This window comes from Streptomyces dryopteridis, assembly GCF_049606955.1.
Classification (GTDB): domain Bacteria; phylum Actinomycetota; class Actinomycetes; order Streptomycetales; family Streptomycetaceae; genus Streptomyces.
Genome location: NZ_CP187114.1, coordinates 764,859 through 778,379, shown reverse-complemented (window position 1 = coordinate 778,379; position 13,521 = coordinate 764,859). Strand labels below are relative to the sequence as shown.

Sequence of the window (13,521 nt, the reverse complement as noted above, 5' to 3'; positions counted from 1 at the left end):
GACTGAGCACTTGACCTTCAAGACCGAAACCGCCCGTACCGTCTTCGAGCGCACCTACAGCCGCACCAAGCCCGACGGCTCCAAGGAGACCTGGGAAGAGACCGTCACCCGAGTCGTAGACGGCAACCTTGCGCTTGTCGATGAGAAGTTCTCCGGTCCGAACGAGCGGGAAGACCTCATTGCCTACATGCGGGACTTCAAGATTCTTCCCGCCGGGCGACACCTTAAGTCGAGCGGGGTTAGCGACTACGCGCTTAACAACTGCTGGGCCGCCGGATGGGAACCCGGCGATCCGGCCAAGCACTACACCTTTACATTCATGCGCTTGATGGAAGGCGGGGGCGTCGGCTCCAACTACTCCGCCCGCTACCTCAAGGACATGCCTCCGGTCGTCATCCCGGTAGACGTGCACATCGTGTGCGACCCCCGGCACCAGGACTACGCGGCCCTCCAGGCCGCCGGCCTCCTGTCCACGGAGTACGACTACCGATGGTCCGGGGCCTTCCCCGTGCAGGACTCCCGCGAAGGCTGGGCCAAGGCCCTCGGCAACCTGATCCGTACCGCCCACAACCCGACCACGCAGCACGCCAACCGCGTCTTCGACGTGTCCCGCGTCCGCCCGAAGGGTGCACCCCTCCGCCGGTTCGGAGGGACTGCTAGCGGCCCCCAGCCGTTCGCGCAGATGCTCCATAACGTGGGCCAGGTGCTCCAGGCCGCGGGGGTCTTCGCGCGGCCCCTCAGCGGCCTCGACGCTATGGAGATCGACCACGAGATTGCACAGTGCGTCGTCTCCGGCGGAGTCCGCCGATCCGCCCGGATGTCCATCATGCATTGGGCTGATCCGGACATCGAGAAGTTCATGAGCTGCAAGGCCGACCAGTCGAAGCACTGGACTACCAACATCTCTGTTGAGATTGACGACGCGTTCACGGAGGCCCTTGACGGCCTTGTGCCCGATGGCTCGTTTGAAGCCGCTAAGCGGGTCGCTAAGCTCATGGCGGACGGGATGCACGCCAACGGTGAGCCGGGATGGTGGAACAGCTCGTACAGTGCGGGCGGGGAACCTGACGGTACCTTCGCCACCAACCCTTGCGGCGAGATCACGTTGAACGAGTGGGAGCCCTGCAACCTCGGACACGTGAACCTTGGGGAGTTCGTCGACGACTCCGGGCGGCTCGACTACTACGGCCTTCTCAAGGCGCACCGGCTCATGACCCGATACCTTATGAGGGCGACGTTCGCTAAGGTCGAAGACCCTTCCTCTCAGTACGTCATTGAGAAGAACCGCCGGATTGGAGTCGGCCACTTCGGCTTCGCCGATATGCTCGCTAAGCTGAACATCCCCTACAGTGAAGCAGTCGCAGACCCCACCGTTGAGAACATGCTCTACTCGATGGCGGAGAAGGTAGAGAAGTTCGCTACCGAGTACGCTCACCGGATGCGCATCCCCGTACCTGTGAAGAAGCGGACCATTGCCCCCACGGGCACTGTCGCTAAACTGGCCGGTGCTTCCGGTGAAGGCATTCACCCGATCTTCGCTAAGCACTTCATTCGCCGTATCCGCTTCTCGACTATCGAGCCGAGTGAGGTGAAGCAGGTTGAGGAGTACCGCGCTAAGGGCTTCAAGGTAGAGCCCTGCATCTACGCTCCGAACACTGCCGTAGTCGAGATCCCTACCGCTGACCCGCTCTGGGACATCGACTCTGACATTCAGTCCGTGGATCAGCTCGCGATGTTCGCAGTCCTCGACGTGCAGCGCATGTATCAGGAGATTTGGGCAGACAACGCGGTAAGCATGACCGTGAACTTTGACCCGTCGAAGATTACTCCGACTAAGCTCATTGAGATCATCGAGGACTACGGAAACGTTCTTAAGGGAACGACGATCTTTCCGGAGGTCTCTCGGGATCAGGCCCCGTACGAGCGCATCCCGGAAGAGCACTACTACGCGATCACCGGAGGTAGCATGACCGGCGAAGAGTCTCGGGATACAGGCTATGACGAGATCTGCGCTTCCGGCGCCTGTGGCATCTAGACAGGGTTTGACTAAGACTTGCTGCACTGCTTAGGATGTGACTACATCAACCGCTAAGGGAGTCGCAGTGAACGCCACCTACCAGGCCATCGAGATCAGTGCCCGCCTCACCGAGGCCGGCAAGGCTGAGTACCCGTGGGATGAGTCCGGCGTTCACGTGGTCCGTACCCGTGATGCGGAGTACGCGCTCGACGTGTACGACTGGATGCACCATGAGCGCTCTGACCTTTTCTTCCTGACCGAAATGCATGACGTGCACTTCACCTACCCGACCGGGGCCGACCCGTACGACACGCCGCTTAGCGCGTGCCGGCGGGAAGAGTTCCTGATCCGCGCTTCTAGCGAGTGAAGTTGCACTACTTAGGGGGTCCGGTTGAAACCGGGCCCCCTTTGCGTTGACCTGAACAAACCTCCCTTAGGACTCTTCTTGTCTGACATCACCTTCCGCAGCAACATGACCGTTGAACTCCTCGACAGCATGGGCACGGACCAGACCATCGCGGACACTGCCCGCGTGTCCTCCGGCACGTCCGGCACTCAGGCCGCGAACAAGGGGCTTCTCCGGATGCTCATGCGGGACCGGCACGGTAGCCCCTTTGAGCACGTGCTCTATCAGTTCCGGATTGAGTGCCCGATCTTCGTAGCCCGCGAATTCTTCCGACACCGGATCGCCTCCTACAACGAGACCTCCGCCCGCTACCGAGTCATGGAACCCGTCTTCTACCTCCCCTCGCTCACCCGGCCGCTACAGCAGATCGGCAAGCCGGGCTCCTACCGGTTCGAGCCGGGGACGGCTGAACAGGTAGCCGCAGCACAGCTTGCCCACGGTCGCGCCGCTAAGGCCGCGTGGGGCGAGTACACGGCTCTCCTCGAACTGGGGGTTGCCCGAGAAGTCGCCCGGAACGTGTTGCCCTTCTCGCTCTACACGAGCTTCAACGTGACCATGAACCTCCGGTCGCTCCTCAACTTCTTGTCTCTCCGGTGGGCGCACGAGGACAGCAAGGTGCCCACCTTCCCTCTGTACGAGATTCAGGAAGTCGCTAAGCAGATGGACGCTCTTGCGCGTCAGTCCTGCCCGGAGACCTTCAAGAACTTCGACACTAACGGCCGTATCGCCCCCTAAGGAGTCCTGCCTTGCTTACCGTCGCCATGATCTTCTCTGCCCTGTCCATCGGACTCAGCCTCTTTGCGCTGTTCATGTCCCTGGCCATGCTCCTCGCCACCCGGAAGGACAACCGTTGAACCTGCGCGAAGCAGACCCCCGGGAACTCAAGCTCCCTAAGTGGGCTCAAGAACAGTTCCGCGTCTATCGAATGGAAGCCGCCCGGAGAGAAGGGGTCATCGAAGACTTGCGCATGAACTTCCCTAACGACGGGGCCGAAGTGCTCATAACCGACTACCTCAACGGCGATATCCCGCTAAGGGGAGGAACCCGGATCACTTTCCGACTTAAGGGCCCACACGGCCACAGGCGCAGCAACGTACGCGCCTACGTCAACGATAACGGCGCACTCGACATCAACGGCGATAGCGGACTCATCATCCGGCCCGGAGCGTCTAACTGCTTCACGGTACGGATGGCTACCTAATGAGCTGCGAAGAAGACGTATGGGTTGAAGACCTAGACGACTGCCGTTACTGCAACGGCCGATCCTGCATCACTGACTATCCCTGGGAGAGCACGTGAAAGACCTCGGCATAGGAGCCCTGATCCTCGCCGGCATCGCGGCTACCTTCTGGTTCTACTCGACAGCCCCATGTGACACATGGCTGTTCTCAAGGGTCGGGGACCTTCCCGCCCGATGCGTTATCGACAAGTAAGGAAAGCCCATGACTAAGACACCTATTGAGTTCTATTACCTTCCGGCCTGTCCTCCGTGTGAGCGGACTAAGCCGGAAGCGCTTAAGGCGGCTGAGGCTACCGGCGTCGACATCGTGTTCATTAACGCTAAGACGCGCGACAAGGAAGCCTTGACCGCTAAGGGTGTAACCGTTGCCCCGACCATCAACAATGGTAAGCGGCTAATCAAGGGAGAGCAGTCCTATGACCGGCTGGTCCGCTTCTTCGCGGAGTAGCAGCCCAGCCGGTAAGGACTAACCGGGACTGCTACTTGCGGCGGCCGAACCGCCAGATCTGCCGGTACTCACGGAGGATCGCCGGCCGGTCGGCGGGCTTGGAGTCCCGGAGCACGAGCTTGAGCGAGTACATGCGGCCGATCATCGTCACGGTGAACATGGCGAAGACCAGGGCCACGAGGGGCCACGGGCTCACGAGCTGGTCACTGATCAGGGCCAGAGCGTTGCGGTTCATCTCTCCCTCTCGGGTGTCAACGCCTTCGCGGAACGGCGGACCTGAAAGAGGGCACGCCGATCTCAACGAAGACAGGGTTGTCCTGTCAAACACGGTGCCCGCAAACCGTGCCTCCGGCGTATCTAGTACGCGACGAAGTATTTCGTTGAGATCGGAACTGAACCGAACTCGTTAACGCATCACTCTTGAGCGGGCCCCTTAGTCACTAACTAAGGGTTACTACTTCCCGCATGACCCCGTAAGGCCACGTGCGCGGGGGAAGTCGACCATCAGTGAAGGACCTCAGTTGTCCTTACCAGCGCTCCGACTTGCCCTGAGTGAACCAGGACTGCCAACACAGCGCAAACCTGCACGTCAGAAGGGAACTTGAAGATGACATTCCACAACCGGCCCGACTGGGCGGACTACTTCATGGACGGCGCCCGCTGGGCCTCGACCCGGGGCGACTGCAACCGGTGCCAAGTCGGGGCCCTGGTCGTCAAGGACCGTCGAGTACGGGGCTCCGGCTACAACGGCACCCCACCAGGGGGGCCAAGCTGTCTAGCAGGGGACTGCCCACGATGTCTCTCCGACGCCCCTAGCGGCAGTGGCTATGAGGACTGCATAGAGACTCACGCCGAAATGAACGCGATCCTTGACGCGACTCGGGACAACTGCCAAGGAGCAGACCTCTACGTCACTAGGGCCCCGTGCAAGCTGTGCATGAAGCTGATCCACTCTTCCGGAATCGACAAGGTCATCTATCCCGGGCACTACGGCCTGATCCACATGCCGATACTCAGAGGCGGTCAAGCATGAACGAGACACCACAGTTCTATGGGGACGCTAGCGCTACGGCTATGCCCCCTGTGTACTTCCAGCCGCAAGGCGGGACGGGTTCACTGGAAGCCGCGAAGGCTCAGCTAGAGCTACGGGCCGAAGCTGTCCGGATCGCCGGGAAGCTCCTCAAGGACGGGGGGCAAACCCCCACGGTCGACGGGGCTATGGAGCTAGCGACGTGGCTCCTGGGCGGGGCCGCGTGAGGACGTACACGCTCATCATGGCGGGGCTCGTGGCCTTTGTGGTCACGGGCTCCGCCCTCGTGGCGTTGGGGGCAGGGAAGCCGGCCGCAGGGGCCTTCGAGCACCACCAGGAGCAGAGGCCGGCGCCTGCGGTAAGTCCCACGGTCAGCTACGGCCCTACAGCCTTGCTCAGACCGTCCGTGCCTGTTGAGAGCCCTAACGCTACTGCGGAGCCCTCTACTCCGCCTAAGCCTCTTAAGGCGTCTGCAGAGCCTAGAGTCATGCCTAGCAAGACGCGTAAGTCTTGGACTGAAACTAAGTGCGAGTCATACAGGCAAGGTGTTAGCTGTGTAGTTCTTCTTCACTCTGAGTGATCACGGATAAGCGGTTGCGCTAAGCCGTTAGAGGGTGTACGGTCATACCCATGAGCAGCGCCGAGGACAACGACAAGGTGACCGTCAAGATTCCACAGAGCCTCTTGGCCTACGTGGATGAAGTCGGCAGTAACGAAGGCTTCAAGCCCGGGGAAGACTGGGCGGCGCTCAAGCGGCCCTCCGGTAAGGCCGGACACGGAGACCTGAACGTAGAGACCATTGACTGGATCTACGAAGTAATCTCTAAGTACAAGGCCGTCAGTGAGTCGCGTAACGCGGTCAATGCGGTTAGGATCGCGGAGAAGTGGCTTAACGAGAACTCGCCGCTGATCAGTGACGACTACGGGCACAGCAACATCTCGGTCATGGAAGACCCGGAACGTGCAACGCGAGTCGTGTTGACCGCTATCGGAGACCTTGACGACAGCGCATCCGTTAGGGCCTTCATCAAGAACAATCAATATGGTGATGCGCAAGTCCAGTTCATGTGCGTTGAGAAGATCCTTGCGACTGGCTTGCAGGCCGCCTTTGTAGAAGCCGCCGACTGGGCTAAGATCACCGAAGAGCTGTTGACCGAAACCGAAGGGGAAGACGTGTCCGAGACGCAGACGGATGAGGTAGACGTGAACGAGGACACGGAGGCCCCGGAGGCCGGCGCCAACGAGGACCAGGGCGACGACGCGACCGGCGTGCAGTGGATTCTGAACCTCATCGCGGAACTCGACTACGAGGACAACGCGCGGACCATCGCCGGTACGGCCAGCAGCCTCAAGGAGGGCGGGAAGGCCCTCAAGACCATCGTTGAGAAGGAACTCAACGAGGGCGAGGAAGAGAAGATCTCCGGCGTTGATTGGTCGGAGGTCGCTTCCCACTACACGGACAAGTGGGCGTACCCGCAAGACGAAGAAGGTGACGACGTGGCTGACGAGGAAGACGAGTTCGACGGCCTGTTCAAGGTGGTCCAGTCGGTTGACTTCGAGTTCGGAGGGGTCGAGTACACGGCTTCCATCTCCGACATGTCGGAGCTGACGCGACTGGGGAAGCTCTCCAAGGACGTGGCCCGCCTCGCCCGCCAGCACGCGGAAGCGATCACGGCCGTTCAGGAGGAGCTGTCCGCGCGGGGCTTCCGCCGCAAGCTCACCGGCCTCAGCAACACCACGGCCCGAGTCGTCACCCCGACCCGGACCGGTGGTCGCCACGGTGCCACCCCGGACGGGGTCAACCCGGCCGACGTGCGCGCCTGGGCCGCGAAGAACGGCGTGGAGGTCAACGACAAGGGCCGCGTCCCGAAGGCGATCGTGGACCAGTACCTTGCGGCTCAGCGCTAAGAGCCGTTGAGCAGGTTGAGCAGTTAAGAGATCGGGCCCCTTCGGGGCCCTTTCTTTTTGCCCTTAAGCCTGACACACCATCACCGCGGAGTGACTTTGGCCCCCGCCTACGAGGACCTTTGTCGGGAACGCTCCTCTCAGCATCACACCTACCCTTTAAGGCGGCAACGCAATGGAGAGGTAAAGAAGTGATCGAAGAACCCAAAACCCCCAAGGTCAAGCGCTCTAAGCTCATCACGGTCGGGGGCCCGGCGGTCGTCGTCGTTCTGGCAGGCGCGGGCTTCGGTACGTGGTACGCGCTCAGTGACGATGGCGACAAGCCGACGAGCAAACAGGCGATAAGCCATTGCGAGGATTACGTCAGAGACAAGCTCAAGGCGCCGGCCTCTGCACAGTTCAGCCCGGAAGACGAGACCGGCGTCTACCCGCACACACTAGGCCCCGATGAGTGGAAGTACGAGATCAACGGCTACGTGGACAGTCAGAACGGCTTCGGAGCCATGATCCGAGGCAACTACCGTTGTCTTATCTCCACTGACGGTACAGGTGGAGACAGCTGGGATGTCAAGAGCTTGAACATGAAGAAGCGCTAAACAAGAAAAGCCCCCTACCCGACCATCAGTCGGATAAGGGAAGGGGGTTGCACTGCTTAGGATGTTTGTGGTACTGTCTTCATATGGACACAGCAAGGCAGGCTCTTCTTGTAGAGCTCACGGACCAGGTCAGTTCTCACTATGCGGCGCTCGTAGGCCGATCCAGCCTACTCAGTCACAATGCGCGGCTGCACTCTAAGGGAACGACTCAGAAGATCGCCCTAGCCCGCGCGGCGGGCATCGCTGAGTCTGCGAGCCTTATCGCTTCTCTCCTCTTGGACATCAGCGAGGGTGAAGCGATGAAGCGCGTACGCTCAGACCTCAAGCTGTTCGATGCGGCCCGAGAAGAAGACGGAGCGTTCTACGGCGAGTGACACACCCTAAGGCCCCCGGCCGACTAGGTGACAGGACCATCCTGTCATTCAGTCGCCGGGGGTCTTTCTGCGTTAACGGCCCCAGGTGACAACCTGCTGTTCGGCCGTACCCATCGCCTGAGTCTCAGTCATAGAAGCCGCCTTACGATCGTTCTCCGCTGCGACCATCGCACGCATGAGTTCGTTCTGACGGTTAACCGCCTCAACAGTATCCGGGATAGCCTCATAGGCTTCGTCCGTCTTGTCGTCTTCCTTCTTCTGCGCGTAGAAGCCACCGCCGACTAGAGCGGCGACAACGGCAAGGATGGACTCCTGAGGCAGCCCTGGAACGTATACGGCGATAAGAGCGAGTATCGCACCAGCGATACCCATGAGCTTAGCGGGATTGTTCTCGAACATGGCTACTCCTTCTCTTCGGGATAGTCGGGAGTGAACCCGTTAGCCCTTAGCTGATACTCGAATGCGGCAGAACGACGCTGATAGAGTTGCACCAGTCGAGTTAGCTCTTCTACCTGGTCTTGCAGTTCGGCACGCCACTTAGCCAGGTCTTCAATGTGTTCCGCGCGTGCACGGTTAAAGCCGTCCTTACGAGCTGACATCACTTTAATGAGTGCCGCGATAGAGGCGATACTGCCCGCCCCAAACACGGCCGTTACGATCTCTGCGACGTTCAACTGGTCACCTCCTTACGGAACTGGTTTATCTCGGAGTGAATCTCTATCCAGCGGCTAAGGAGTTGGGCAACGATGATGAGGTTCATCATTGCCATGCCGCCCCGTTCGTAGAACACGGCAAGAGCCGAGTAGCCGACAAGAGCGGATGCGGCTAGCGGGATCACGGTGTACTCGATGAGTGGCCGGTCAAGCCAAGAGCTGATAGCGGCCGGTAGACCGGTGAGGATCAACCACAGCCCGTACAGCATGGCCAGGGGGAACCCGCCGGCCTCGATCATCAGCGAGGACGCGAACGCGGGCAGGAAGAGCCCAAGGCCCCCGGCTACACACATCGAGGCGTAGCCGAGGGCCCTTACCCGGTCGTGGATCACAGGTACTTCGCAGGGTCGACCTGGGCGCCGTTCACGCGAACCTCAAAGTGCAGGTGAGGCCCCGTGGAGTTGCCGGTAGAGCCCACGTTCCCGATCGCCTGGCCGGCCTTCACCTCGTGGCCCACGCCGACGCCGAAGGCGGACAGGTGCGCGTACAGGGTCTCGGTGCCGTTCCCGTGATCAATGACCACGTGGTTGCCGTAGGCGCCGCCCCATCCGGCCGTCTTCACCGTGCCGCTCTTCGCTGCCTTCACGGTGGTGCCCTGCGGGGCCGGGAAGTCTAGACCGGTGTGATAGCCACTGGACCACATGGAACCCGGCTTCCCGAACGGTGTCCCCGTAGGGGCGTCCACGGGCTTCACCCAGGACCTAGCGGGCGCCTTCGAGGGGATAACCATCGGGCGGGACTGTTCGGCCCCCTGGGGGCCGCTGACGCCGTTGACGATGTCCTTGACCAGCTCCGCCGCCGCACGCTCCCACGCGGCGAACGCCGAAGGGGTGCCCGACTTCTGTACAGCCTGGGCGGACACGGTGAGCGGCTGGGTCATCCAACGGGTAGACGAGAGGCCCGGGTTACCCCCGCGGCCTCGGTAGAACGACTCGGCAGCGAAGGCAGGAGTCTGGATCTGAGCCGGGGTGCCCCAGTTCATGGAAGCTCTCTGCTGAAAGAGCCCCAGCGAGTCAAGGTGTCCATGGTTCAGGTTCCTGATGTTGGACTCCTGGTAAGCCGTCGCCAGGGCGATGACCGCAGCACGCGGGCCCTTCTCGACGCCGAAGGTTTCAATGGCCTTGTCATAGATGACCTTGGCGTTCCGGTGCTGTTCCTGAGACAGCTTCCCGAACCGCTGTTGCGGAGAAGTCGACTGGTCAAGGTTGTCCGTGTTCGGCTTCGCTACCGGGGTCTCCTCCTTCTCCTCCTCGACGGGCGGAGGGGTCTCGGACTCCTTCGGGGTCTCCGGCGAAGGGGTCGGCTTGGGCTTCGGCTTCGGCTTGGTGATCGGCTTGGAAGGGACACCTTCCTTGGCCTTGCCGTCCACGTAGACCTTCTGTCCGGGGTAGATCAGGTCAGGGTTCGGAAAGCGGCCCTTGTTGACCTCAAGCAGACGGATCAGGGTCATGCCGTGGGCACGCGAGATGCCCCAGAGGGTGTCACCTCGAACCACGGTGTAGATCGACTCGTTGCCCGGCTTGGCCGGGGGGTCCGACCCTTCACCGCCGCCCGGCTTCGAGCCCTCGCCGGAACCGCCACCAGGAGCCGGCACCTGAGTGCCCTTCGGGACGATGATGGAAGAGCCCTCGACGAGCGAGGCGTCAAGGCCAACTCCCTCGTTCAGGGCCCCCAGTTCGGCAAGATCAATGCCTAGGCGCTTCGCGATGGTTCGCAGGGTCTCCGCGTCCTTCGCGTAGTAGATACCGTCTTTGATGGTGCCCGGAGCGGGCTTGTCCGGGGTCGGAGTCGGGTCCGGCTTCGGGGACTCCGAGGAGCTGGGCACGGTGAGCTCATCGCCCTCGCGGATCACGTCAGGGTCCTTGACCCAAGGGTTGGCGGCAAGCAGGGCCGCCAGGGACACGCCGAGAAGCGCAGCGATACCGCCGAGTGTCTGGCCCTTCGTGACCTTGTACTTCTTCCCGGTGCCGGGGTTGGGCGGAGGGGTGGAGCCGCCCTTGTAGACAGGCCGGCCATAGCCATGAATGTTGGAGTACGAGCGGTTAACCCACTTCTCGTAAACGCCGTCGCCGTTCCAGAACTGGCCGTTGAGAGAACCACCCGTGTTACCGCCGACAACCTTCACGCGGGTCGGTTCTACCTCGGTGACAAGGTCTACGTGAGTACCGCCGCCGGGACCGTACATGAGTATGTCGCCGGGCTGAGGAGTCGAGTAGAAGCGCTTACGGCTCTTGAACCAACTCGTCGCCACGGCACAGGCCGCAGACCACGGGTAGTCGACATCAGGCTTACCGCCCGCGTCTTTGTGGATGATGGACTGAAAGCTTTGACACCAGGGGTAGCCGTAGCCGTCGTGCGGATAACCCGGGATCTTCCCGAATCGCCGGTTGAACTTGGTGTCGTTGTTGCCGGTCTCTCGGTAGCCGATCTCCTTACGGGCAAGGCGGATTGCCTCGCTAGCGCTGTAAACCACGGCTAGGCTCCTTCCAGTTGGTTCAACGAGAAGGGGCCCCAGTCCGAAGACCAGGGCCCCTAAGGGGTGTTCAGTTGTTAGGTGACTTCGTACTCGATCGGTAGAGAGGCCGGCCCCGTAACCGCTTCTCCGGTCTCCGCGCAGTACGTCACGGCCTTGACGTGGTAGAGCACCTGGGCGAACGACTCGCCCTGTTCCTCGTCCGGCTCAGGCCGGGCCACGGACACGCGCGTCTCGTCGTTGAGGAGAGACCAACTGATCTCAGGGTCAACGTCTGTCGAGACGCCGAGCATGTAGTCAACGGCCCCGGCTGCCGGCTCCCAGCTCAGCCGAAGCCCGCCGACCGTGCGGGGAGAGCTGTAGGCCCGGGGCTCTGTCGCGGTCAAGCCCTCGACCTGGGCAGGCGGCTCCGGGTTGGAGGACAAGCGGATCTCTCCAACCTTGACGGCCGTGAACTCTCCAACGGCAGTAAGAAATGGACCAGCCGAGTAAGCGCAAGAGTGCTTATGCGCGATGACCTCGCCTTCAAGAAGAGTCAAGTTCTTGTGCGTGATCAGCTTCGACTTGCGGAGCTGCTTACCGTCGGACTCTTGAACCTGCTGCCCGACTCCTACCTCTTGCCCGTTAGTGCCGGTCTTGAAGAACTGAGATCGCACAGCAATGCCTGCCGGATAGTTGATCCCGGGGCGATCAATTTCAACCTGTCCCGTGATGTCGTAGCGACCCGAAACCAGAACCTTAAGACCCGCGCTCTCTACCTTGTGGGTCGGGTTCGACTCGTTAAGGGCGACAGGCTCTAGAGCTGCCAACTCAGAGAACGACCACTCCGTGTACTTGTCCGGCTTCGACGTAGAACCGAATGAACGAGGAGTCGGCTTGCCGATTGCCTTAGGGTCTCGGATGAGTTCGTAGATCGGGCGCCAAGCTCCCGCCATCATCTGATAGACCGCGTTAGCGGGCTTCCAAGAACCCTCGTGCTTGACGTTGAATCCGGTAACGGTCTTCCAAGAGCCCTGATCCTTTACCTTCATACCGTCACCCAGAAGTCCCCGTTGGAACCGGTCGGCTCAGTGGACTGGACGAACACCTTCGGGCCGTCAGTGCCGGCCGGGCCGGTAGCGCCGTCGTTGCCCTTCGGCCCCTGGGCGCCGGGCGAACCTTGCGGTCCCTCAGGGCCTCTCTCGCCCCGGGCGCCGTCCTTACCGGCCGGACCCTCGGGCCCCTTCGGGCCAGTGGCACCAGGAGCCCCGGGAGAGCCGTCCTCCCCGTCCTTGCCTGCCGGGCCGGTCGCTCCAGTCGCTCCCTGGGCACCCTGCTTGCCCTCAGGGCCCGTGGGCCCCTGGGCGCCGTCCTGGCCAGGTTCTCCGGGGTCGCCCTTCTCGCCCTTCTCTCCGGGCGGGCCGGGCTCACCGGGGCCTGACTCCTCAAGCTCCTTGAGGCGGTCGTCTTGCTCAACGTCCTTGTCTTCAATGGCGGTTACCCGCTCTTCCTGCCAACCGCCTTCACCCGGCGGCCCCTGCGGGCCCCGGTCTCCCTTGGGGCCCTCGTCGCCCTGGGCGCCGGCTGGGCCTTCCGGCCCCTGCTTGCCCTCTGGGCCAGTAGCACCAGCCGGCCCCGTCTCACCGGCGGGGCCTCGCTCTCCGTCAGCACCAGGAGCACCACGAGGACCGGTTTCACCGGCGGGGCCCCGAGGGCCTTCCGGCCCCTGCGGGCCGGTCTCGCCGTCCCGGCCGGGGACACCACGAGGGCCGATCGGCCCCGGCATCCCGGTAGCCCCCCGATCACCCTTCTCGCCCTGCGGGCCACGGTCGCCCCGGGGCCCCTCCGGACCCTCAGGGCCAGGAGGACCACCAGGAGTACCCGGAGCACCAGGAGGGCCGGGAAGCCCCTCGACGGGGACCGTCGCGGTACCGCCCCGGACTTCACAGATCAAGTGCGCGAGGTCAACACCTTCGGGCCCGATCGTGGCAGGCACGTAGATGGAGAGGCTTGAGAACCCAGTGAAGTCACAGTCCTTACCATCCGGGAAGACCCGTACCGAGAGAACGAACTTGTGCGGCCGGACCTCCTTCTGATCAGCGCCGACAAGCTCAGTCTCAAAATAGCCGGCCTCATCAAGCTCAACGACTTCGACCCGCTTGAAGAACTGGGCATCCGGCCCGTCCTCAACAGCCTCGATAAGGTGAGGCGGGTACTCGAACTCAATCCGACCGTTAGGCATGTACGGGAACGATCCGTACACCTTGACCTTCTTCATCACCGCTTCTCACCATCCTCCGCAGGGAAGGGGGCGCTAGCGGCCGGGGGGCCGCCGGGACC

At 62.0% G+C, this 13,521-nt stretch carries 15 protein-coding genes; 9 read left to right on the top strand and 6 right to left on the bottom strand.

Annotated features, from left to right (window positions below; translation table 11 throughout):
• The first annotated feature begins 10 nt into the window (after window positions 1-10).
• The 5 genes from nrdJ to ACN20G_RS29965 all read left to right on the top strand — a co-directional run bounded on the left by nrdJ (window position 11) and on the right by ACN20G_RS29965 (window position 4,111).
• A complete protein-coding gene (nrdJ, locus tag ACN20G_RS29985) occupies window positions 11-2,035 on the top strand; it encodes a ribonucleoside-triphosphate reductase, adenosylcobalamin-dependent (RefSeq protein ID WP_424216371.1) in 2,025 nt (674 codons plus the stop codon).
• Window positions 2,036-2,102: 67 nt separating this feature from the next.
• Complete coding sequence (locus tag ACN20G_RS29980) at window positions 2,103-2,384, top strand: hypothetical protein (protein WP_424216370.1); 282 nt, start codon at window positions 2,103-2,105, stop codon at window positions 2,382-2,384.
• A gap of 78 nt (window positions 2,385-2,462) precedes the next feature.
• Complete coding sequence (thyX, locus tag ACN20G_RS29975) at window positions 2,463-3,158, top strand: FAD-dependent thymidylate synthase (RefSeq protein WP_424216369.1); 696 nt, start codon at window positions 2,463-2,465, stop codon at window positions 3,156-3,158.
• 115 nt (window positions 3,159-3,273) lie between these two features.
• Window positions 3,274-3,624 carry a DUF7239 family protein gene (locus tag ACN20G_RS29970; protein WP_424216368.1) on the top strand — a complete coding sequence of 117 codons (351 nt, stop codon included), beginning with the start codon at window positions 3,274-3,276 and terminating at the stop codon, window positions 3,622-3,624.
• A 241-nt stretch (window positions 3,625-3,865) separates the two neighbouring features.
• On the top strand, window positions 3,866-4,111 hold the full coding sequence (locus ACN20G_RS29965; protein ID WP_424216367.1) for a hypothetical protein: 246 nt from the start codon (window positions 3,866-3,868) through the stop codon (window positions 4,109-4,111).
• Between the two features lie 31 nt (window positions 4,112-4,142).
• Here the strand turns inward: ACN20G_RS29965 and ACN20G_RS29960 are convergent, their stop codons facing one another.
• A complete protein-coding gene (locus tag ACN20G_RS29960) occupies window positions 4,143-4,346 on the bottom strand; it encodes a hypothetical protein (RefSeq protein WP_424216366.1) in 204 nt (67 codons plus the stop codon).
• A gap of 372 nt (window positions 4,347-4,718) precedes the next feature.
• Between ACN20G_RS29960 and ACN20G_RS29955 the strand changes: the two genes are divergently transcribed.
• From ACN20G_RS29955 to ACN20G_RS29940, 4 genes are all read left to right on the top strand, one after another.
• The gene (locus ACN20G_RS29955; protein ID WP_424216365.1) at window positions 4,719-5,144 is read left to right on the top strand and encodes a deoxycytidylate deaminase; all 426 of its coding nucleotides are present in this window, start codon (window positions 4,719-4,721) and stop codon (window positions 5,142-5,144) included.
• A gap of 627 nt (window positions 5,145-5,771) precedes the next feature.
• Window positions 5,772-7,049, top strand: coding sequence for an Lsr2 family DNA-binding protein (locus ACN20G_RS29950; RefSeq protein WP_424216364.1), 1,278 nt, complete (start codon window positions 5,772-5,774; stop codon window positions 7,047-7,049).
• Window positions 7,050-7,237: 188 nt separating this feature from the next.
• The gene (locus ACN20G_RS29945) at window positions 7,238-7,642 is read left to right on the top strand and encodes a hypothetical protein (protein WP_424216363.1); all 405 of its coding nucleotides are present in this window, start codon (window positions 7,238-7,240) and stop codon (window positions 7,640-7,642) included.
• An 83-nt stretch (window positions 7,643-7,725) separates the two neighbouring features.
• Window positions 7,726-8,016: a hypothetical protein gene (locus tag ACN20G_RS29940; protein ID WP_424216362.1), complete on the top strand. Its 291-nt coding sequence runs from the start codon at window positions 7,726-7,728 to the stop codon at window positions 8,014-8,016.
• A 72-nt stretch (window positions 8,017-8,088) separates the two neighbouring features.
• Here ACN20G_RS29940 and ACN20G_RS29935 read toward each other — a convergent pair whose 3' ends face one another.
• The 5 genes from ACN20G_RS29935 to ACN20G_RS29915 all read right to left on the bottom strand — a co-directional run bounded on the left by ACN20G_RS29935 (window position 8,089) and on the right by ACN20G_RS29915 (window position 12,233).
• Window positions 8,089-8,415 (bottom strand): hypothetical protein, encoded by a 327-nt coding sequence (locus ACN20G_RS29935; RefSeq protein WP_424216361.1) that lies wholly within the window; start codon window positions 8,413-8,415, stop codon window positions 8,089-8,091.
• Between the two features lie 2 nt (window positions 8,416-8,417).
• On the bottom strand, window positions 8,418-8,690 hold the full coding sequence (locus tag ACN20G_RS29930) for a hypothetical protein (protein WP_424216360.1): 273 nt from the start codon (window positions 8,688-8,690) through the stop codon (window positions 8,418-8,420).
• Window positions 8,687-9,061 carry a hypothetical protein gene (locus ACN20G_RS29925; RefSeq protein ID WP_424216359.1) on the bottom strand — a complete coding sequence of 125 codons (375 nt, stop codon included), beginning with the start codon at window positions 9,059-9,061 and terminating at the stop codon, window positions 8,687-8,689. Before ACN20G_RS29925 ends, ACN20G_RS29930 begins: the two co-directional genes overlap by 4 nt.
• The gene (locus tag ACN20G_RS29920) at window positions 9,058-11,202 is read right to left on the bottom strand and encodes a peptidoglycan DD-metalloendopeptidase family protein (protein WP_424216358.1); all 2,145 of its coding nucleotides are present in this window, start codon (window positions 11,200-11,202) and stop codon (window positions 9,058-9,060) included. Before ACN20G_RS29920 ends, ACN20G_RS29925 begins: the two co-directional genes overlap by 4 nt.
• A gap of 77 nt (window positions 11,203-11,279) precedes the next feature.
• Complete coding sequence (locus ACN20G_RS29915; protein ID WP_424216357.1) at window positions 11,280-12,233, bottom strand: hypothetical protein; 954 nt, start codon at window positions 12,231-12,233, stop codon at window positions 11,280-11,282.
• Window positions 12,234-13,521: the final 1,288 nt, after the last annotated feature.

What these genes read in the sequence shown, in the direction of transcription:
- ACN20G_RS29965 (WP_424216367.1), top strand. Translation starts at nt 3,866, where the DNA reads ATGACTAAGACACCTATTGAGTTCTATTACCTTCCGGCCTGTCCTCCG.
- ACN20G_RS29960 (WP_424216366.1), bottom strand. Translation starts at nt 4,346, where the DNA reads ATGAACCGCAACGCTCTGGCCCTGATCAGTGACCAGCTCGTGAGCCCG.
- ACN20G_RS29955 (WP_424216365.1), top strand. Translation starts at nt 4,719, where the DNA reads ATGACATTCCACAACCGGCCCGACTGGGCGGACTACTTCATGGACGGC.
- ACN20G_RS29950 (WP_424216364.1), top strand. Translation starts at nt 5,772, where the DNA reads ATGAGCAGCGCCGAGGACAACGACAAGGTGACCGTCAAGATTCCACAG.
- ACN20G_RS29940 (WP_424216362.1), top strand. Translation starts at nt 7,726, where the DNA reads ATGGACACAGCAAGGCAGGCTCTTCTTGTAGAGCTCACGGACCAGGTC.
- ACN20G_RS29935 (WP_424216361.1), bottom strand. Translation starts at nt 8,415, where the DNA reads ATGTTCGAGAACAATCCCGCTAAGCTCATGGGTATCGCTGGTGCGATA.
- ACN20G_RS29915 (WP_424216357.1), bottom strand. Translation starts at nt 12,233, where the DNA reads ATGAAGGTAAAGGATCAGGGCTCTTGGAAGACCGTTACCGGATTCAAC.